This is a genomic window from Dickeya lacustris (assembly GCF_029635795.1).
Taxonomy (GTDB): Bacteria; Pseudomonadota; Gammaproteobacteria; order Enterobacterales; family Enterobacteriaceae; genus Dickeya; species Dickeya lacustris.
Genome location: NZ_CP114280.1, coordinates 3,911,926 through 3,931,225, shown reverse-complemented (window position 1 = coordinate 3,931,225; position 19,300 = coordinate 3,911,926). Strand labels below are relative to the sequence as shown.

At 50.1% G+C, this 19,300-nt stretch carries 21 protein-coding genes; 14 read left to right on the top strand and 7 right to left on the bottom strand.

What is annotated here, in order from left to right; genetic code table 11:
- Positions 1-164: 164 nt before the first annotated feature.
- From leuS to lipA, 13 genes are all read left to right on the top strand, one after another.
- Positions 165-2,747: a leucine--tRNA ligase gene (gene leuS / locus O1Q98_RS17750; protein ID WP_125258796.1), complete on the top strand. Its 2,583-nt coding sequence runs from the start codon at positions 165-167 to the stop codon at positions 2,745-2,747.
- 14 nt (positions 2,748-2,761) lie between these two features.
- The gene (gene lptE, locus O1Q98_RS17745) at positions 2,762-3,310 is read left to right on the top strand and encodes an LPS assembly lipoprotein LptE (protein WP_125258795.1); all 549 of its coding nucleotides are present in this window, start codon (positions 2,762-2,764) and stop codon (positions 3,308-3,310) included.
- Complete coding sequence (gene holA / locus O1Q98_RS17740; protein ID WP_125258794.1) at positions 3,307-4,338, top strand: DNA polymerase III subunit delta; 1,032 nt, start codon at positions 3,307-3,309, stop codon at positions 4,336-4,338. The genes lptE and holA overlap by 4 nt, the downstream gene beginning before the upstream one ends.
- Before the next feature lie 3 nt (positions 4,339-4,341).
- The gene (gene nadD, locus O1Q98_RS17735) at positions 4,342-5,010 is read left to right on the top strand and encodes a nicotinate-nucleotide adenylyltransferase (RefSeq protein ID WP_125258793.1); all 669 of its coding nucleotides are present in this window, start codon (positions 4,342-4,344) and stop codon (positions 5,008-5,010) included.
- Positions 5,011-5,180: 170 nt separating this feature from the next.
- Complete coding sequence (gene rsfS, locus O1Q98_RS17730; protein WP_125258792.1) at positions 5,181-5,498, top strand: ribosome silencing factor; 318 nt, start codon at positions 5,181-5,183, stop codon at positions 5,496-5,498.
- Position 5,499: 1 nt separating this feature from the next.
- On the top strand, positions 5,500-5,970 hold the full coding sequence (rlmH, locus tag O1Q98_RS17725) for a 23S rRNA (pseudouridine(1915)-N(3))-methyltransferase RlmH (protein WP_035340699.1): 471 nt from the start codon (positions 5,500-5,502) through the stop codon (positions 5,968-5,970).
- Between the two features lie 36 nt (positions 5,971-6,006).
- Entirely contained in the window at positions 6,007-7,911 is a 1,905-nt protein-coding gene (mrdA, locus tag O1Q98_RS17720) for a peptidoglycan DD-transpeptidase MrdA (protein ID WP_125258791.1), read from the top strand.
- Between the two features lie 8 nt (positions 7,912-7,919).
- Entirely contained in the window at positions 7,920-9,032 is a 1,113-nt protein-coding gene (mrdB, locus tag O1Q98_RS17715; RefSeq protein WP_125258790.1) for a peptidoglycan glycosyltransferase MrdB, read from the top strand.
- A gap of 9 nt (positions 9,033-9,041) precedes the next feature.
- Entirely contained in the window at positions 9,042-10,190 is a 1,149-nt protein-coding gene (rlpA, locus tag O1Q98_RS17710; protein WP_125258789.1) for an endolytic peptidoglycan transglycosylase RlpA, read from the top strand.
- A 196-nt stretch (positions 10,191-10,386) separates the two neighbouring features.
- The gene (dacA, locus tag O1Q98_RS17705) at positions 10,387-11,598 is read left to right on the top strand and encodes a D-alanyl-D-alanine carboxypeptidase DacA (RefSeq protein WP_125258788.1); all 1,212 of its coding nucleotides are present in this window, start codon (positions 10,387-10,389) and stop codon (positions 11,596-11,598) included.
- Between the two features lie 203 nt (positions 11,599-11,801).
- Positions 11,802-12,065: a DUF493 family protein YbeD gene (gene ybeD, locus O1Q98_RS17700; protein ID WP_125258787.1), complete on the top strand. Its 264-nt coding sequence runs from the start codon at positions 11,802-11,804 to the stop codon at positions 12,063-12,065.
- Positions 12,066-12,158: 93 nt separating this feature from the next.
- Positions 12,159-12,896, top strand: a complete 738-nt coding sequence (gene lipB, locus O1Q98_RS17695; RefSeq protein ID WP_125258918.1) for a lipoyl(octanoyl) transferase LipB — start codon at positions 12,159-12,161, stop codon at positions 12,894-12,896.
- Positions 12,897-13,075: 179 nt separating this feature from the next.
- Positions 13,076-14,041, top strand: a complete 966-nt coding sequence (lipA, locus tag O1Q98_RS17690; RefSeq protein WP_125258786.1) for a lipoyl synthase — start codon at positions 13,076-13,078, stop codon at positions 14,039-14,041.
- 96 nt (positions 14,042-14,137) lie between these two features.
- On the opposite strand, the gene tatE is transcribed toward lipA, so the two are convergent.
- Positions 14,138-14,350: a twin-arginine translocase subunit TatE gene (gene tatE, locus O1Q98_RS17685; protein ID WP_125258785.1), complete on the bottom strand. Its 213-nt coding sequence runs from the start codon at positions 14,348-14,350 to the stop codon at positions 14,138-14,140.
- 157 nt (positions 14,351-14,507) lie between these two features.
- On the bottom strand, positions 14,508-15,296 hold the full coding sequence (locus O1Q98_RS17680) for a deaminated glutathione amidase (protein ID WP_125258784.1): 789 nt from the start codon (positions 15,294-15,296) through the stop codon (positions 14,508-14,510).
- 298 nt (positions 15,297-15,594) lie between these two features.
- On the opposite strand from O1Q98_RS17680, the gene crcB reads away from it, so the two are divergent.
- Positions 15,595-15,978, top strand: a complete 384-nt coding sequence (gene crcB / locus O1Q98_RS17675; protein ID WP_125258917.1) for a fluoride efflux transporter CrcB — start codon at positions 15,595-15,597, stop codon at positions 15,976-15,978.
- A gap of 104 nt (positions 15,979-16,082) precedes the next feature.
- Here the strand turns inward: crcB and cspE are convergent, their stop codons facing one another.
- The 5 genes from cspE to O1Q98_RS17655 form a co-directional block, all read right to left on the bottom strand.
- The gene (gene cspE, locus O1Q98_RS17670) at positions 16,083-16,292 is read right to left on the bottom strand and encodes a transcription antiterminator/RNA stability regulator CspE (protein ID WP_009113827.1); all 210 of its coding nucleotides are present in this window, start codon (positions 16,290-16,292) and stop codon (positions 16,083-16,085) included.
- A 542-nt stretch (positions 16,293-16,834) separates the two neighbouring features.
- Entirely contained in the window at positions 16,835-16,894 is a 60-nt protein-coding gene (gene ypfM, locus O1Q98_RS19820) for a protein YpfM (RefSeq protein ID WP_139348332.1), read from the bottom strand.
- A 451-nt stretch (positions 16,895-17,345) separates the two neighbouring features.
- Complete coding sequence (locus O1Q98_RS17665; protein ID WP_125258783.1) at positions 17,346-17,924, bottom strand: recombinase family protein; 579 nt, start codon at positions 17,922-17,924, stop codon at positions 17,346-17,348.
- A gap of 498 nt (positions 17,925-18,422) precedes the next feature.
- Positions 18,423-18,818, bottom strand: coding sequence for a hypothetical protein (locus O1Q98_RS17660; protein ID WP_125258782.1), 396 nt, complete (start codon positions 18,816-18,818; stop codon positions 18,423-18,425).
- Positions 18,819-18,945: 127 nt separating this feature from the next.
- Positions 18,946-19,263 carry a hypothetical protein gene (locus O1Q98_RS17655; protein ID WP_125258781.1) on the bottom strand — a complete coding sequence of 106 codons (318 nt, stop codon included), beginning with the start codon at positions 19,261-19,263 and terminating at the stop codon, positions 18,946-18,948.
- Between the last annotated feature and the right edge of the window lie 37 nt (positions 19,264-19,300).

Sequence of the window (19,300 nt, the reverse complement as noted above, 5' to 3'; positions counted from 1 at the left end):
CCCTGTTTTCCTGCCATGACACGCGTATACGGCAGAAATCACCGCCACAGGCGTTGCAAGCGGTTGTTGAGCCCGCCGCTTATCAGCTATGCTATGCGGATCTTTTGACATGAAACAGCACATGCTACCGCGTTAGCAATTTTCATTAAGGACCACTGGCAGCCATGCAAGAGCAATACCGCCCAGAAGACATCGAAGCGCATGTCCAGCTTCACTGGCAAGAAAAACAAACGTTCAAAGTGACCGAAGAGCCCGGCAAGGAAAAATACTATTGCCTTTCCATGCTGCCTTATCCTTCTGGCCGTCTACACATGGGGCATGTCCGTAATTACACCATCGGTGATGTGATTTCCCGTTATCAACGTATGTTGGGTAAAAACGTGCTCCAGCCGATTGGCTGGGATGCATTTGGCCTGCCAGCCGAAGGTGCCGCAGTAAAAAACAACACGGCCCCGGCGCCCTGGACGTATGACAACATCGAGTACATGAAAAACCAGTTGAAACTGTTAGGTTTCGGTTACGACTGGGATCGTGAAATCGCCACCTGCAAACCTGATTATTACCGTTGGGAACAGTGGTTCTTCACCAAACTGTATGAAAAAGGCCTGGTCTACAAAAAGACATCGGCAGTGAACTGGTGTCCGAATGACCAGACCGTGCTGGCAAATGAGCAGGTCATTGACGGATGCTGCTGGCGCTGTGATACCAAAGTCGAGCGCAAAGAAATTCCGCAATGGTTCATTAAAATTACCGCTTACGCAGACCAATTGCTCAACGATCTCGATACGCTGGAAAGCTGGCCTGAACAGGTCAAGACCATGCAGCGCAACTGGATTGGCCGCTCGGAAGGCGTTGAGATAACGTTTGACGTTGCAGACAGTAACGACACGCTGACCGTTTACACCACCCGCCCAGACACCTTTATGGGTGTGACCTACGTGGCCGTGGCAGCCGGTCATCCGCTGGCACTGAATGCGGCGGTAAACAACCCTGAGCTGCAAGACTTTATTAATGAGTGCCGGAATACCAAAGTGGCCGAAGCGGATATGGCGACGATGGAGAAAAAAGGAGTGGCAACGGGCGTGTTCGCCATTCACCCCCTCACCGGTGAGAAAGTGCCGGTTTGGGCAGCCAACTTCGTGTTAATGGAGTATGGCACCGGTGCGGTCATGGCCGTACCAGGCCACGACCAGCGTGACTGGGAATTCGCACACAAATACCACTTACCGATTAAACCCGTCATCCTTAATGCCGATGGCACAGAGCCAGATTTATCCGCCAGTGCGCAAACCGAGAAAGGCTGCTTATTTAACTCCGGTGAGTTTAACGGATTAGCGTTTGATGCCGCCTTTAATGCGATCGCCGACAAACTGGTCGCTCAAGGTGTCGGTCAGCGCAAGGTCAACTATCGTCTGCGTGACTGGGGCGTTTCCCGCCAGCGCTACTGGGGCGCACCTATCCCGATGGTGACGCTGGAAGACGGCTCAGTTATCCCCACGCCAGAAGATCAGTTGCCGGTGATTTTACCTGAAGACGTCGTCATGGACGGCATCAACAGCCCAATCAAAGCCGACCCTCAGTGGGCAAAAACCACGGTTAATGGCAAGCCTGCACTGCGTGAAACCGATACCTTCGATACCTTCATGGAATCCTCCTGGTATTACGCACGCTACACCTGCCCGCAGTACAACGAAGGGATGTTAGACCCGGCTGCCGCTAACTATTGGTTGCCGGTTGATCAATACGTTGGCGGGATTGAACACGCCATCATGCACCTGATGTACTTCCGTTTCTTCCATAAACTGATGCGCGATGCCGGTCTGGTAAGCTCTGACGAGCCCGCCAAACGACTGTTATGTCAGGGTATGGTGCTGGCCGATGCCTTCTACTATGTCGGTAACAATGGCGAGCGTATCTGGGTTTCACCAGTAGACGTGACGTTAGAACGCGACGAGAAAGGCCGCATCCTCAACGCCTTCGATAAAGAAGGCCGCGAACTGGTGTACGCTGGCATGAGCAAAATGTCGAAATCGAAAAATAACGGTATCGACCCGCAAGTGATGGTTGAGCGTTATGGCGCTGACACCGTGCGGTTGTTCATGATGTTCGCCTCCCCTGCCGAAATGACGCTGGAATGGCAGGAATCCGGCGTAGAGGGCGCAAACCGCTTCCTCAAGCGCGTGTGGAAACAGGTTTACGATCACACTAGCAAAGGCGGCGTTGCCGCGCTGGATGTCGCTGCATTGAGCGAAGATCAAAAAGCACTGCGCCGCGATTTACATAAAACCATTGCCAAAGTCACCGATGATATTGGCCGTCGCCAGACATTCAACACCGCGATCGCTGCAATCATGGAGTTGATGAACAAGCTGGCCAAAGCGTCGCAGGACTCCGAGCAAGACCGTGCGCTGACGCAAGAAACCCTGCTGGCGGTGGTGCGTATGCTCTATCCGTTCACACCGCATGTGTGCTTCGTGCTCTGGCGCGAACTGCAAGGCGAAGGTGACATCGATAAAGCGCCGTGGCCGGTGGCTGATGAGCAGGCCATGGTTGAGGACTCTCGCCTGGTCGTGGTTCAGGTCAATGGTAAAGTGCGTGGCAAAATCACCGTCGCGGCTGACGCGACTGAACAGCAAGTGCGTGAACGCGCAGCCCAGGAGCCATTGGTGGCGAAATACCTGGATGGCGTAACCGTGCGCAAGGTGATTTTCGTTCCAGGTAAACTGCTTAACCTGGTTGTGGGTTAAGCCAAGGAGGTACTGTGCGACACCCGTTTTTCTCGCTGGTGCTGGGGCTGGTGGTCTTAATGACCGCCGGCTGCGGCTTTCATCTGCGCGGCACCACTCAGCTTCCAGAGCAATTTCACACGATGATGCTCGATAGTGGCGACCCTTATGGCCCAACGACACGCGCCATTCGGGAACAGTTGCGTCTGAGCAATATCAACGTCGTTGAGGATGCCAAACGTAAAGACATTCCTTCACTGCGTTTTATGGGGGAAACGCTGACGCGCAGTACCGTTTCCATCTTTCAGGATGGGAAAACCGCAGAGTATCAACTTATTCTGGATGTGAAAGCACAGGTGCTGATACCCGGCAGTGATATTTACCCGATCAGCGTCACCGTATTCCGCTCATTTTTTGACAACCCTCTTGCCGCACTGGCGAAAGAGGCCGAGCAGGATATTATCCTAAGAGAGATGCATGAGCAGGCGGCCCAACAATTGGTGCGCAAACTGCTCACCATCAAAGGGACGCAAGCCGAAAAGAGTAAACCGCAAACGGCGGCAGCTAAACCGGCACACCCATGATTCGTCTCTATCCTGAGCAACTCACCGCACAGCTCCATGAGGGGCTGCGCGGTTGTTATTTGCTGTTTGGCAACGAGCCGTTACTGCTACAAGAAAGTCAGGATTGCATTCGTCAGGTTGCTGCCCAGCAGGGTTTTACGGAGCATTTTAGTTTTACGCTCGATAACCATACCGACTGGGATGCTATCTTTGCCACCTGTCAGGCCTTAAGCCTGTTCGCTACCCGCCAGACACTCTTGCTGATCTTGCCAGAAACGGGTGTTTCCGCCCCCATCAGCGAGCAGCTTCTCAAACTGGCAACGCTATTACACCCGGATATCTTACCGATTATTCGAGGAAGTAAACTGACCAAGGCGCAGGAAAATAGCACCTGGTTTAAGGCATTATCACAGCAGGGGGTTTATATTCCCTGTATGACGCCCGAGCAGGAACACCTGCCGCGTTGGGTCGATTTGCGCGCCAAAAAAATGAAGCTAGAGCTAGACAGCGCCGCCAGCCAGCTAATTTGTTATTGCTACGAAGGAAACTTACTGGCGTTGGTTCAGGCCTTAGAGCGTCTGTCCCTGCTGTATCCTGATGGGAAGCTGACCTTGCCGCGCGTCGAACAGGCGGTCAATGATGCCGCGCATTTCACGCCATTTCATTGGCTGGATGCCCTTCTCAACGCAAAAAGCAAACGGGCCTGGCATATTTTGCACCAATTGCGCCAGGAAGAGTGCGAGCCCGTTATTCTGATACGCACTCTCCAGCGAGAACTACTGTTATTGCTACAGCTCAAGCGACAGATGGCAACCACACCATTACGTACGCTGTTTGACCAGCATAAGGTATGGCAGAACCGCCGTTCATTACTGACTCTCGCGCTACAACGCCTGACGATGCCCCAGTTGCAGCAAGCCGTGACATTACTTAAACGACTCGAGATAACATTAAAGCAGCACTACGGGCAATCAGTCTGGGCAGAGATAGAAACACTGTCGATGATATTATGCGGCAAAGCGCTGCCAGACAGCCTGCTTGAGGTATAACACTTGTCCTCTTCCCCTTGTTCCCCTTGTTCCCCTTTACTCACAGCCTACTTCGGCGGCACCTTCGACCCCATTCATTATGGCCATCTGCGCCCGGTCATGGCGCTGGCGCAAGAAACGGGGTTACAACAGGTGGTGTTGTTACCTAATAATGTGCCGCCTCACCGGGCTCAACCGCTTGCCAGCGCGCACGCGCGCAAAACAATGGTTGAATTGGCAGCACGCGAGCATACGTTATTTCAGGTTGATGATCGGGAGCTACACCGCGCCACGCCGTCATACACCATTGAAACGCTGGAAGCATTGCGAGCCGAAAAGGGCGCGAAAGCGCCACTGGCATTCATCATTGGTCAGGACTCGCTGCTTACCGTGCATCACTGGTATCGCTGGCAAGATATTCTCTCGTACTGCCATCTATTGGTGTGCGCCCGTCCGGGCTATCGCCAGCAACTTGATACCCCAGAGCTGCAAGCCTGGTTGCTTGCACACCAAACGCATGATGCCAGCGAGTTACACCGGCTCAGTCACGGGCGTATTTATCTGGCAAACACCCCGCTGCTGCCTATCTCAGCCACGGAGATTCGCTCCCGACGCCAGCAAGGTATCGATTGCCACGACCTGCTGCCTGCCGCTGTTCTGAAGTATATTGACACACACGGCCTGTATCGATAACCCAAGCGTTGATACCACTCACTATCAGGCCATGCTATACTCCGCCGCTGGTTTCAGCCTTAGGGGTAAAAAGCCTGCGCTATATCAATGCTGCGGGTAGGGTTGCGCCTGCTGAAGTCATCTCCAGCCACCATAAACGGCTGCTTAATCAACTATTCAAGGGGGAACCTTTGCAAGGTCAAGCACTCCAAGATTTCGTTATTGATAAAATTGACGATCTAAAAGGCCAGGATATCGTTGCTCTCGATGTCAAAGGAAAATCCAGTATCACAGATACCATGGTCATCTGTACCGGAACCTCCAGCCGTCACGTTATCTCCATTGCCGATCACGTGGTACAGCAATCGCGCGCAGCCGGTATGATGCCGTTAGGTGTTGAAGGCGAAAGCGCCGCTGACTGGGTGGTGGTTGATCTGGGTGACGTGATTGTTCATGTCATGCAAGAAGAAAGCCGTAATCTGTACGAACTGGAAAAACTCTGGGGTTGATATGAAGCTGCAACTGGTCGCCGTTGGCACCAAAATGCCCGACTGGGTGCAGACTGGTTTTACCGACTACCTGCGTCGTTTTCCGAAAGATATGCCCTTTGAGCTCACAGAAGTGCCCGCTGGCAAACGCGGTAAAAATGCGGATATCAAGCGGATTCTGGAGCGTGAAGGTGAACTGATGCTGGCCGCTGTGGGAAAAGGCAACCGTATTGTTACGCTGGATATCCCCGGCACGCGTTGGGAAACGCCCCAGCTCGCGCAGCAACTGGAACGATGGAAACAAGACGGGCGCGATGTCAGCTTGCTGATAGGCGGCCCGGAAGGTCTGGCACCACAGTGCAAAGCCGCAGCGGAACAGAGCTGGTCGCTGTCACCGTTGACGCTGCCCCACCCGCTAGTCCGGGTGTTGGTCGCAGAGAGTTTGTATCGGGCCTGGAGCATTACCACCAATCACCCTTACCATCGGGAGTAAGGCGAACGATGAACTTCGTGAAGTAACAGTCGCCGGATGAACATAGAGCGTAAACCCTTTCGTGACTACACCGCCGAAGCGTCCCTGTTTGTACGCCGGGCGCTGGTGGCATTTTTGGTCATTTTACTGTTAAGTGGCATTTTGGTTTTTAACCTTTACCACTTGCAGGTTTTACGTTTTGACGACTATCGCACCCGTTCTAATGAAAACCGCATTAAACTGGTGCCGATTGCTCCTAGCCGTGGGATTATTTATGACCGCAACGGCACGCCATTAGCGCTGAATCGCACCATCTATCAGTTAGAGTTAATTCCTGAGAAAGTCAGCAATCTGGAAGAAACGCTACAGACCCTCAAACCGATTGTTGATTTGAGCGATGAAGATATCGAAAACTTCCGCAAGGAGCGCAAACGCTCGCGGCGGTTTACCTCAATCGCTGTCAAAACAGCCCTGAGCGAGGTTCAGGTAGCCAGTTTTGCCGTTAATCAATACCGCTTTCCCGGTGTTGAGGTGAAAGGTTATCAGCGCCGCTACTATCCTTACGGTTCCGCACTGACACACGTTATCGGTTATGTCTCCAAAATCAACGATAAAGATCTGGACAGGCTAGATAAAGAAGGCAATCTCGCGGATTATGCCGCCACCCATGACATCGGCAAACTCGGTATTGAGCGTTATTACGAAGACGTGCTGCACGGTAAACCGGGTTATGAAGAGGTGGAGGTCAATAACCGTGGCCGGGTGATTCGCCAGCTGCATGAACAGCCGCCACAAGCAGGTAAAGATATTTACCTGACGTTGGATCTCAGCCTGCAACTCTATATTGAAAAATTGCTGGCGGGCAGCCGGGCGGCAGTGATTGTCACCGACCCTCGCGATGCGGGGATACTGGCGATGGTGTCCACCCCCAGCTATGACCCGAACCCGTTTGTTGACGGCATTTCCGGCAAAGCTTACCGCTCGCTATTAAATGATCCGAACAGGCCGCTCATCAATCGCGCGACACAGGGCGCTTATCCGCCAGCGTCCACCGTCAAACCTTATATTGCGGTATCGGCTCTAAGCTCTGGCGTGATAACCCCTTACACGTCCCTGTTCGACCCCGGCTGGTGGCAACTACCCGGCTCGGAAAAACGCTTCCGTGACTGGAAAAAATGGGGTCATGGCCGCCTGAATTTAACCAAATCCCTTGAGGAATCCGCTGATACCTTTTTCTATCAAGTGGCGTATGACATGGGCATTGACCGTCTCTCTGAATGGATGACGAAATTCGGCTATGGCCGATTGACGGGTATCGATCTGCTGGAAGAACGTGCCGGTATCATGCCAACCCGCGAGTGGAAAATGAAGCACTACAAAAAACCGTGGTATCAAGGGGATACTATCCCTGTTGGTATCGGTCAGGGGTATTGGACAGCGACGCCGGTTCAGATGATGAAAGCGCTGACCACCCTGATTAACGACGGTCAGGTGAAGACGCCGCACCTGCTTAACAGCACGCTGGAGAACAATACTCAGGTGCCCTATCGTCAACCCGATCACCAGCAAATCGGCGATATTCGCTCAGGCTATTGGGAAATTGTCAAAGACGGCATGTACGGCGTTGCCAATCGCCAGAACGGTACGGCGCATAAGTTTTTTGCTGATTCCTCTTACAAGATTGCCGCCAAATCGGGGACAGCACAGGTCTTTGGGCTCAAGGAAAACGAGACCTATAACGCCAATCGCATTGCCGAAAGGCTGCGCGACCATAAATTAATGGTTGCCTTTGCCCCGTATAACAATCCTAAAGTCGCCATGTCGATTATTTTGGAAAACGGCGGGGCGGGCCCGGCGGTTGGGACAATTGTACGTCAGATCCTCGACCATATTATTCTTGGCGACAACAATACCAGCCTACCGGATGCACCACCATCGCCTCCGGGCAGTGAAACCGAGTAACGAACATCATGACAGACAGTCAGCAAAAAGGCTCCATCTGGACCAGAATGCACATTGACCTGCCCTTTCTCCTGTGCGTCATCGCGCTGTTGAGTTATAGCGTGTTTGTGATGTGGAGCGCCAGCGGCCAGGATCTCGGCATGATGGAGCGTAAAATCGGCCAATGTATCCTGGGGGTTATCGTCATGATCACCATGGCGCAAATTCCCCCACGCGTCTATGAAGGCTGGGCGCCTTATCTCTACATTTTCTGCTTTATTCTGCTGGTCATGGTGGATGTATTTGGCCAAATCAGTAAGGGCGCACAGCGCTGGCTTGATCTGGGCATCATTCGTTTTCAGCCATCGGAAATTGCCAAAATCGCCGTTCCCTTGATGGTCGCGCGTTTTATTAACCGAGACATGTGCCCTCCCTCGCTGAAGAACACCGCGATTGCGCTGGTGCTCACCTTTGCGCCTACGCTGTTAGTCGCCGCCCAGCCTGACCTTGGCACCGCCATTCTCATCTGCGCATCTGGGCTGTTTGTGCTTTTCCTCGCGGGCATGAGCTGGCGCCTGATAGCGATTGCCGCCATACTGCTGGCGGCATTCATTCCGGTATTGTGGTTTTTTCTGATGCACGATTACCAGCGCGCGCGCGTGATGATGCTGCTTGACCCGGAGACCGATCCGCTCGGCGCCGGGTATCATATCATTCAGTCCAAAATCGCCATTGGCTCTGGCGGTTTAACCGGAAAAGGCTGGCTGCAAGGCACTCAGTCACAGCTAGAGTTTTTGCCTGAGCGCCATACCGACTTTATCTTTGCCGTCCTGTCAGAAGAGTTGGGGCTGATTGGTGTATTGGTTCTGCTCGGGCTGTATCTGTTTCTTATCATGCGCGGATTAGTGATCGCGGCGAATGCGCAGACGTCGTTTGGCCGGGTAATGGTTGGCGGGCTGATGCTGATCTTTTTCGTCTATGTGTTTGTTAACATGGGCATGGTGAGCGGAATTGTCCCTGTCGTCGGCGTGCCGTTACCCCTCATCAGTTACGGCGGTTCGGCGCTGGTGGTGTTGATGGCGGGTTTTGGTATCGTGATGTCGATACACACGCACCGTAAAATGTTATCGAAGAATTTATAGGGGTAGACCATGCGTAAGGATTGGGTTTGGATTGGCGCAATCGGCCTGATGTTAGCTGGCTGTTCAACGACAGAGCAACCGTCATCGCCCGCACCGCAAACCGCTGCCTATAACGGCCCGGTAGAAGAAATTGGCGGGGTGGAACCTCGCTACGAGCCATATAATCAGGCCAACATGCAAGACTACAGCATGAATGGCAAGACATACCGCATCATCAAAAATCCAGAGAACTTTAGCGAGAGCGGTTTCGCTGCCTGGCATGACCATGCCTCCGTCGGCAGCCGCACGGCAACCGGTGAAATATTTGATGCCAACGCGATGGCGGCTGCCCACCCAACCTTACCGATTCCAAGCTATGTCCGGGTGACTAACCTCAGTAATGGCCGCAGGTTAGTGGTTCGTATCAACGATCGCGGCCCCTACACCCCCGGCAGAATCATCGACCTGACGAAAGCGGCGGCTGACCGCCTCAACATGTCGAATAACACCAAGGTGAAAGTAGATTTTATCAGCGTCGCCCAGGATGGCTCGCTCTCAGGCCCTGGCACTATCGGCACCCGTGTGGCCAAACAGAGCTTTGCCCTACCGGCTCGCCCCACCTTAGGCGCAAGCGGACTGGGCACCCCCATGATGGAAAGCGCGCAACCAAGCGCTGCTGCAATACGCCCCATCAGCAATGCAACGCTGAGTACGCCCCCCGCTGCTGGTAGTGATATCCCGACAGGCAGCACCGCTACCCCTGCCACCACCAACGCCGGTAACGGGCTTTCCGCTAGCGGCGGCGGTTTTCTCGGCGCGCCCAAGCCACTACGCAGCGGCGTACTTGAAGACACCGCGCCCGTGAGCGCAGCACCGACCACCCCGGCGGCAACGTCATTCTCAGCACCGGCCAGAACGACACCGGCCAGCGCGCCCAGCAATATCGCCGCTGGCACGGGAAATATCGTGGTACAAGTCGGCGCACTGAGCGATCAACAACGCGCCCAAACCTGGCTAAAAAGCCTGAATGAGCGTTTTCGCGTACCCGGCAAAGTAACGTTAAGTAACGGTTTATATCGTATCCAGCTAGGCCCGTTTACGACTCGTCAGCAAGCCGCCGATTTACAGCAACGGCTTTCCAGCGAAGCACAGCAGCCGTCTTTTATCACGACGCTGTAACACGCACCGGAACCGAGTCTGGTCATTTTTGAAAGAGGGTTAAATGCCCTCTTTCAGCTCAGTGACATGCGCGAACCGCTGAGAGCCAGTGAATCGGCAAAATCACGTAACGTATTGTCTGATGCCGCCCCGATTTTCATCTGTTATAGTGTGGCTCGTTTTTTAACTTATACCCACGGATGTTGTTGTTCCAATCATGAAAACAGTAATCACGTCTTGTTTTACCAAACGTATTGCGCTCGGCACGTTGCTCGCCATCGGTGCATCCACTTTCGCCTACGCAGACGACATTAATCTGAAAACCATGATCCCTGCCGTACCGGACATTGATGCCGAAGCGTACGTCCTGATTGACTACAACTCCGGTAAAGTGCTGGCAGAGAAGAATGCCGATGTCCGGCGTAATCCCGCCAGCCTGACCAAGATGATGACCAGCTATGTGATTGGTCAATCCATCAAAGCCGGGAAAATCACGCCGAATGATATTGTCACTATCGGTAAAGATGCCTGGGCGACGGGCAACCCGGACTTTCAGGGCTCTTCCCTGATGTTCCTGAAACCCGGCGATCGCGTTCCGGTGTATTTGCTGAATAAAGGTATCATCCTGCAATCCGGTAACGATGCCTGTGTTGCCATGGCCGACTACGTAGCGGGCAGTCAGGATGCGTTCGTCAACCTGATGAACAGTTATGTCAAAGCGCTCGGCTTGCAGAACTCCCAGTTTAAAACCGTCCACGGGCTGGATGCTGAGGGGCAATACAGCTCTGCGCGCGATATGGCGCTCATCGGCCAGGCGTTGATTCGTGATGTTCCCGACGAATATGCTACCTATAAAGAAAAAGAATTTACCTTCAACAATATTCGACAGATGAACCGCAATGGCCTGCTATGGGATAGCAGCCTGACGGTCGATGGCATCAAAACCGGCCATACGGCATCTGCCGGATATAATCTGGTAGCGTCGGCAACCGAAGGGCAAATGCGGCTTATCTCTGCCGTGCTTGGCGGGCGAACCTTTAAGGGCCGTGAGGCTGAAAGCAAGAAACTGCTGACCTGGGGTTTCCGTTTCTTCGAAACCGTAGCCCCCCTTAAAACGGCAAAAGAATTTGCCTCTGAGCCGGTCTGGTTTGGTGACAGCGACAGAGTATCACTGGGCGTGGATAAAGATGTGTATATCACGATTCCTCGCGGTCGCATGAAAGATCTTAAAGCCAGCTATGTGTTAAACAATACCGAGTTACATGCGCCTCTGGCCAAGAATCAGGTCGTTGGTTCAATTAACTTCCAGTTGGATGGTAAAGTGATTGAGCAGCGCCCTTTAGTGGTGATGAACGAAGTGAAAGAAGGGGGCATTTTTGGCCGCCTGTTCGATTACATCAAGCTGATGTTCCATCGCTGGTTTAGCTAATTTAGCTTGAATTCTGCGTAACAGCCCTTATGTTGCTACGTTCAGACACTCGCTAAACCGATGTCTTTTCTACTCCCGCCGTGGCGGGAGTTGTAGTTTCTGTGTTATCTCGCCGCGTTGTACCGGCGCCTTGTGTTAATCGTTGTATTAATCGTTGTGTTAATCAGTGCAGTTATATTTGTATCCATCACTCTGGAGTCACCATGAAAACCAAACTCAATGAATTACTCGAATTCCCTTGTTCATTTACTTACAAGGTCATGGGGCTGGCAAAACCGGAGCTGGTCGATAAAGTGGTGGAAGTCGTCCAGCGCCACGCGCCCGGTGACTATCACCCACAGATTAAGCCGAGCGCCAAAGGCAATTATCATTCTGTCTCTATCACGATTACCGCGACCCATATCGAACAGGTAGAAACCCTCTACGAAGAACTGGGCAATATTGAAATCGTGCGTATGGTGCTGTAACCACGTCTCGTCTTTAGCGCGCCGGCCAGCGCGCAAAGCGCTATTCTCCGTTCTACAGCCCCGCTATAATTGCCCTACTTTGCCCACCGGATGATGGCACTGCCGCTGCAATCTCTCAGCGCAGTGCGCGAGGCTAACGCAGTGCACAATAAGATTGTCGTACGCCAGTTGGGCGTACAACCTTACGAACCCGTGTCGCATGCAATGCACACCTTCACAGAACAGCGGGACAGTACCAGCGCCGATGAGCTTTGGCTGGTCGAGCACCTACCGGTATTTACGCAGGGGCAGGCAGGAAAGGCAGAGCACATCTTAACCCCCGGTGATATTCCCGTCATACAAAGCGATCGCGGTGGTCAGGTAACTTATCACGGCCCCGGCCAGCAGGTGATGTACGTACTTGTCGATATAAAGCGTCGTAAAGTCGGCGTGCGCCAGTTAGTTAGCGCGATTGAAAATACCGTGATCCGTACTCTGGCACACTACGGCGTCGAGGCCCATGCTCGGCCAGAGGCACCGGGGGTCTACGTCGGCGAGAAAAAAATCTGCTCACTTGGGTTACGCATCCGCCACGGCTGCTCCTTTCACGGGCTGGCGCTGAATATCGCGATGGATTTATCGCCTTTTTTGCGTATCAATCCTTGCGGTTATGCGGGCATGAGTATGACGCAATTAAGCGACCTTTCGGCGAACGTCACGGTTGTGGATACCGCCAAAGTGATGGTCAACGCCTTCCTTGCAGAACTGGGTTATTCGCAGTGCGAATGGCTGCAATGGCCCTGGTCTGAATGCGGTGAACCTCACCCTATTCCGCTACCGGGCGAAGCCTGATACATCAATTATTACATCTGATTTACATTATTTCTGCATTTCATTGCTTCACCGCTGCCGCAGGCCGGTAAAGATGATATAATTTGTGAGTTTTTTAAAAAAAAGTTTAACAACTCACGTAATCCAATGAATTTTAATAAAATTCATAACTGCGATTCAGAACTGGAAATTACGCAAATATGAGTAAACCGATTCAGATCGAACGTGGCGTCAAATACCGTGATGCAGACAAGATGGCCCTGATCCCGGTACGAACCGTTGCCACCGAGCGTCAGGAAATGCTCCGCAAACCCGAATGGATGAAAATCAAGTTACCTGCGGACTCCAGCCGAATTCAGGGCATCAAAGACGCCATGCGTCGTAATGGTCTGCATTCGGTTTGTGAAGAAGCGTCCTGTCCTAATCTCGCGGAGTGTTTCAACCACGGCACGGCAACCTTTATGATTCTGGGCGCTATTTGTACCCGTCGCTGCCCATTCTGCGACGTGGCTCATGGCCGCCCCCTTACCCCCGATGCCAACGAGCCTGAAAAATTGGCCCAGACCATTCACGATATGGGGCTACGCTACGTCGTAATTACCTCTGTCGATCGCGATGATCTTCGTGATGGTGGCGCACAGCATTTCGCTGATTGCATCAGTGCCATTCGGCGCAAGAGCCCCAATATCCGCATTGAAACGCTGGTGCCTGATTTTCGTGGACGAATGGATCGCGCATTAGATATTTTAACCGCCACTCCACCGGATGTGTTTAACCATAATCTGGAGAATGTCCCTCGCCTCTATCGCCAGGTTCGACCGGGAGCGGATTATGAGTGGTCGCTAAAACTCCTGGAAAAATTCAAGGCGGCGCACCCCGATATCCCGACTAAATCCGGCCTGATGGTCGGATTAGGTGAAACCAACGAGGAAATCGTCGAGGTCATGCGTGATTTGCGTCGTCATGGTGTAACCATGCTGACGCTTGGACAGTATTTACAGCCAAGCCGTCATCATCTGCCCGTTCAGCGCTATGTACCGCCAGAAGAGTTTGATGCGATGAAAGCCGAAGCGATGGCAATGGGCTTTACTCACGCAGCCTGTGGGCCGTTTGTGCGCTCTTCTTATCACGCTGATCTACAGGCAAAAGGGCTTGAAGTGAAGTAGCGGTGCTGCCCCATCAGGGCAGAGAGACGACAGAAACAAAAAAGCGGACGGTTTCCCCTCCGCTTTTTTAATGCTGATTCACTGCGCTCTGCGGCATTACTCTTTGTGCTGACGGTTATCCGTAATGGTTGCCGGATGCTCATCCGCTGGCGTGGATTTTGCCGCAGGTTGTTCGTCATTCATCGCTTTTTTGAAGCCTTTGATTGCCGTGCCCAGATCACTGCCCAGACTGCGCAGCTTATTTGTGCCGAACAGCAGAACAATCAAAGCGCCAATCACTAAGAGTTTGGCAATACTGATACCTTCCATACTTACCTACCTAAATAATGTGAGCTGGGAAAGCCAGCGCGCTTTACGTTGCTCTTTTGTCAATCGAACCACCGGATATCGCAATCCTCATCTTAACACAGTCAAAATTTGGGCCGCCAGTCGCTGATTTTTTATCCGATCGAAATAATCCTGATGCTCATCGTAATACAGGTGGCTTAAAACGGCTATGACGCAGAACAGGTAACTGATGACGTACGGCCTCAATACGCTCACGTTTTAGTTCCGCCAGCAATAATTCGGGCTGTTCGGCGGCCTGAGCTATCACGACCCCCATAGGATCAACCACCATACTGTTACCGATGTTACGCTCGCCACACTCACCGGTCGCCACCATATAACAGGTATTTTCCAGTGCCCGCGTTCTGGCCAGTAGCGCCCAGTGAGCCTCTTTCTGAGCGCCTTTTACCCATGCAGCGGGAACCACCAACACCTCCGCCCCATGAAGCGCCAAGTGGCGCGCTGTTTCGGCAAAACGCAGGTCATAACAGATCATCATACCAACACGCATTCCGGCTATCTCGACCACTGGCGGTAAGGTATCGCCAGGGGCAACGAAACGGGACTCTTGCACACTGAACGCATCATACAGATGCAGTTTATGATACTGCGCCAACACCTCGGCACGCCGAATCACCAGCAAGGTATTGTACACTTGCCCTGTTACAGTTGGTGTATGCAGTGTGAAAACCGTGTAGAGATTCAACGATTGGCTGGCCTGCAATAACTGGCTGACAAACGGCCCATTTATTGGCTGTGCATTAACAACACCCCATTGCGGGTCAGCATTATCTCGTGCCAACACAGCCTCAGGTAGCACCAGCAAATCCGCACCTGCACTTGCCGCCTGGTTCATCAGGTTCACGCAAGTTTGCGCATTATCCTGCCACGAACGCTGCACAGCAAATTGCCCTAATGCCACTTTCATTCTGGCTCCTTGTCAATCACAGACGGATACATTTGATAGACCTGTCAGCTCTATAAAAAAAACAGTCGCATCGCTACACTCAGGCGACACAGAACTGACCGGTGCCTTTTGTCACCAAAAGACACATCATGCATGCCATTATGGCATTAGCCAATAAGGGAGCGTGTAGATAGCGTATAAAGGCACGCGCTCTTTATTTACAACGGGCGATGGCAAGAAAAGATAACAAGCCTGACGGCGGTATACGCCCTTGCTATCAATACACTTGGAATCAAACAGAAAGAATTGAAAGGTGACTATGTTCAGTACGTTACTTGCCGTTTTTCTTGGCGGCGGACTTGGCAGTGTAGCACGCTGGCAACTCAGCATACGTTTTAATAGCCTGTTCCCCCACGTGCCAGCCGGAACACTGATTGCCAATCTGACAGGCGCGTTCATTATCGGCGCAGCCATGAGCTATTTCATACGGCAACCCGATATCCCCCCCTATTGGAAGCTACTACTCACCACCGGTTTTTGCGGTGGCCTGACAACCTTTTCTACGTTTTCTTTTGAAGTCGTCGCGTTACTACAAAGTGGTGAATGGGCTGCGGCCTTGCTCAATTTATTCCTGAACCTTGCAGGCTCACTGCTGATGACAGCACTGGCATTTGCGTTGGTCGGTTGGTTAAGTACACACTGACTCGCATGACCGATGAATATGGCAACAATGCTTTGCCAGAAAACAGATCGCAGCACAAAAATAAAAACCCGCCAAAAGGCGGGTTTTTTAGGAAATCGGTATAATTAAATAGCGATAACGTTAGCAGCAGAAGGTCCTTTAGCGCCGCTGGTGATTTCAAACTCTACGCGCTGACCTTCAGCCAGGGTTTTGAAACCGTTGCTCTGGATAGCAGAGAAGTGTACGAATACGTCTTTGCTGCCATCTTCAGGAGTAATGAAACCGAATCCTTTGGACTCATTAAACCACTTAACGCTACCTTTAATCTTAGACATCAAACTTACCTTTAACATGAATGAACGACACTAAATCTGTGTCAAGTACAGTACAGCAAGTAGCAGCGCATTTGTCCAGCCGAACATTGCTAAAAAGTGATAAAAAACGATAAAAGAGTGAACTGACACCATTCAACACACAAATAACCAGACTGGAATCAACTTCTGTGGTGCTTTGTACGCACACGGCGATTGCCCATTGCTCACTTACAATCGCAATGTAAATAATAACCCCTTTTATTTACTCAGACTTCCTCATTTACCATCCCAGCGGCCATAAGACGAATCTGCGGCAGATAAGCCAAAAACATGAGCCTTAAATTTGTGGTGCTCATCACAAAACAAGAAAGAGAAAACAAAAATTTTCGCCAGTCTTTAGACCTAACACAAACACATTAAGCGAAAATTAATTTTTTAAAATCATAAAGTTAAAGACATAAAAAAGCAGTAACCAACGGGTTACTGCTCTGATGAGGGGTAATTCTTGTCCTGGCGGTTAATGAAAATAAATAAAAACGTACTAGTCTAATATGCATCAACCGTCATTTACGCAGCATTGCGTCGATGAAGCTTTTCCAGTTGTTGAGTTCGACTTCGATCATGATAGTAGCTCCTTAGGCTTCTTGGTCTTACGGGGTTATTATACGCTTCTTTTTTAAACAAGATAAAGCATTCAGGGCGCAGAAATGTGCTCGTCTTCGCATTTCCAGAATATCCCTACTCAACTCAACCCTATGATTTATTAAGACTATTTTAATGTTATGCCCGTCATCAGGTTTCTGTTGTATGCTTTTTCGCTCTTACAACATGAAAAGTAACGGATTTTGATCATGACCATCACGCTATATGGCATTAAAATACATTGAACATTAGACAAAATTTTTATGTTTTCATGGAGGAGGAGTATTTTAACTATCAGTAACAAGTAGTTATGTGGCCTAGCACAAACACAAAAGAGGCCATATAGCCTCTTTGATGTTATCACTTAGGATATCGAAAGGATTCGGACAGTACTGACCTATACAAATCCGTCCTTTGCTACCTGCCGCTATATCAGTTCTCAATGCTGGCAGTACTACTGGCAATCATTTCCTTCTTCACACGAAATACTGTAGCCCTGCCGCAATCGCACAACTTTGCGATCTCATCCGGTGTGTTCTTCCCTGCCTGGAGCATTTCAATGATTTTACTGTGTAGCTCCTTGTTCTTTTGCTTACCCTTGTACTTCTTCGCCTCTTTAGCAAGAGCGATCCCCTCATTGCGACGGGATGCGATCATACCTCTTTCAAACTCAGCAACAGCCCCCATCATAGTTAAGATCAGGCGGGATTGTGGGGAGTTATCGAAACTCATTGAATTAGCCAAAAACTGAACAGTGACCCCGCGTTCAACGAGGCTATCAATCATTTCCAATAAATCGCGGGTATTACGAGCAAGGCGATCGATAGAATGAGTAATGAGCGTATCACCTTCGCGGAGGTGAGAAAGCAAGTTCAACAATTCAGGTCTTTCGCTGGTGGATTTCCCTGATTCTTTCTCTGTAACAATTTTGTCGCAAACAGGTTCAAGTACTGCCAACTGACGTTCAAGGTTCTGATCTTTTGCTGAGACTCTCGCATAACCAAAAATCATTTCCCTGCCCTCACTACCGATTAGTATCATTTGAATTAACTAAATGATACAGCATCATTTAAATTATTTCAATGTATAAATGATACTAAACGAGACGCAAAAGAGGAGTATCACAAGGGACTACCCAAAAAAGACTTTTTATCGTTCGTTTTTTAGTCGATAGCGGGTTAGTGGAAAGATGGATACAGTGATCTGAGTACATGGCATTTGGTCGGTGGGGTTGAGCCTGATCAGACGGACAAGATTTTAAATCGTGCGGAAAAAAACAGACTCTACTTTTATCTGAGTAAACGATCCCTTTAACTTTTTTGTCAAAAAATGGGTGAACTGGGTTTCGATTATTTTATGTTCTAAAGGCTGGTAACTTAGCGGCATTTCCATTTCTGTATACAGAAGGCCGCGAAAGCGGCCTTAGATAATATGTATGCCCGCATATCTGGCATTGCTCTACAGTAGAGTTGATGAGACAATTCCTTACGACAAACTAAATTAGCAAAATCAAGCTGGCGTACATTTATATTGATTTCTAACCACTACAGGTTGCCCTTGAAACTTAATGCGTTGATAATGGTACATTGTTGCTTGATTTACTATCACTATCAAATTCGCATTATCACGAAAAATTCCATTTTTCACTTTCTTTAAAGTGTTTTGTATAAAATTTTTATTTTTATAGTACTCAAGCACTACATGATCATCACTACTATATGACCTGAGTACTGTATCTGTTTTGACTGTTTGCATCACAATATTCGCTTGAATATTAGGGTACTTACTGACACCATCCTCAGTAAAATTATAAACAGGAGTATTTTCATAACAAAATAAATCGGCTCGAACTACACCAGAGAATGACAGTCCAACTAAAAGCACCGTATATATTAATACATTCATTATCATACCTCCGATTCCCATACAATTTATATCACTTAATACAAAAAAATCATTACAACCACTTACAGCAATGATTAATTGTAAATTCGGGCAATGAATAACCATTGCCCTTATTATGAACTATTCGCTAAAGGTTATCCTCTTTAAACAACTGTTCTAAGTTCAATGTTATATTCTTTTTATTCAATTCTTTTTCAATACATTCCCAACGCTTACGTTTAGCATCCTTAAAATTTTCTACGGCATTTTTTGCGTCAGCATCGCTCATACTACCGATATTTGATTTAAGCTGATAATCAAGACCATCATATTTTTGATGTTCTGATTTACATACGCCAGAAATCGCTTTAGTTACAAGTTTGCTATCTTTATGCGGATCATATGTTTTGTATGCGGCAAAAGTTGAAGTACTGAATAACAACCCCAAAATTAGTAACTTTTTCATTTTATATAGCCTCTTAGTTATATGTTTTCTAAACCAA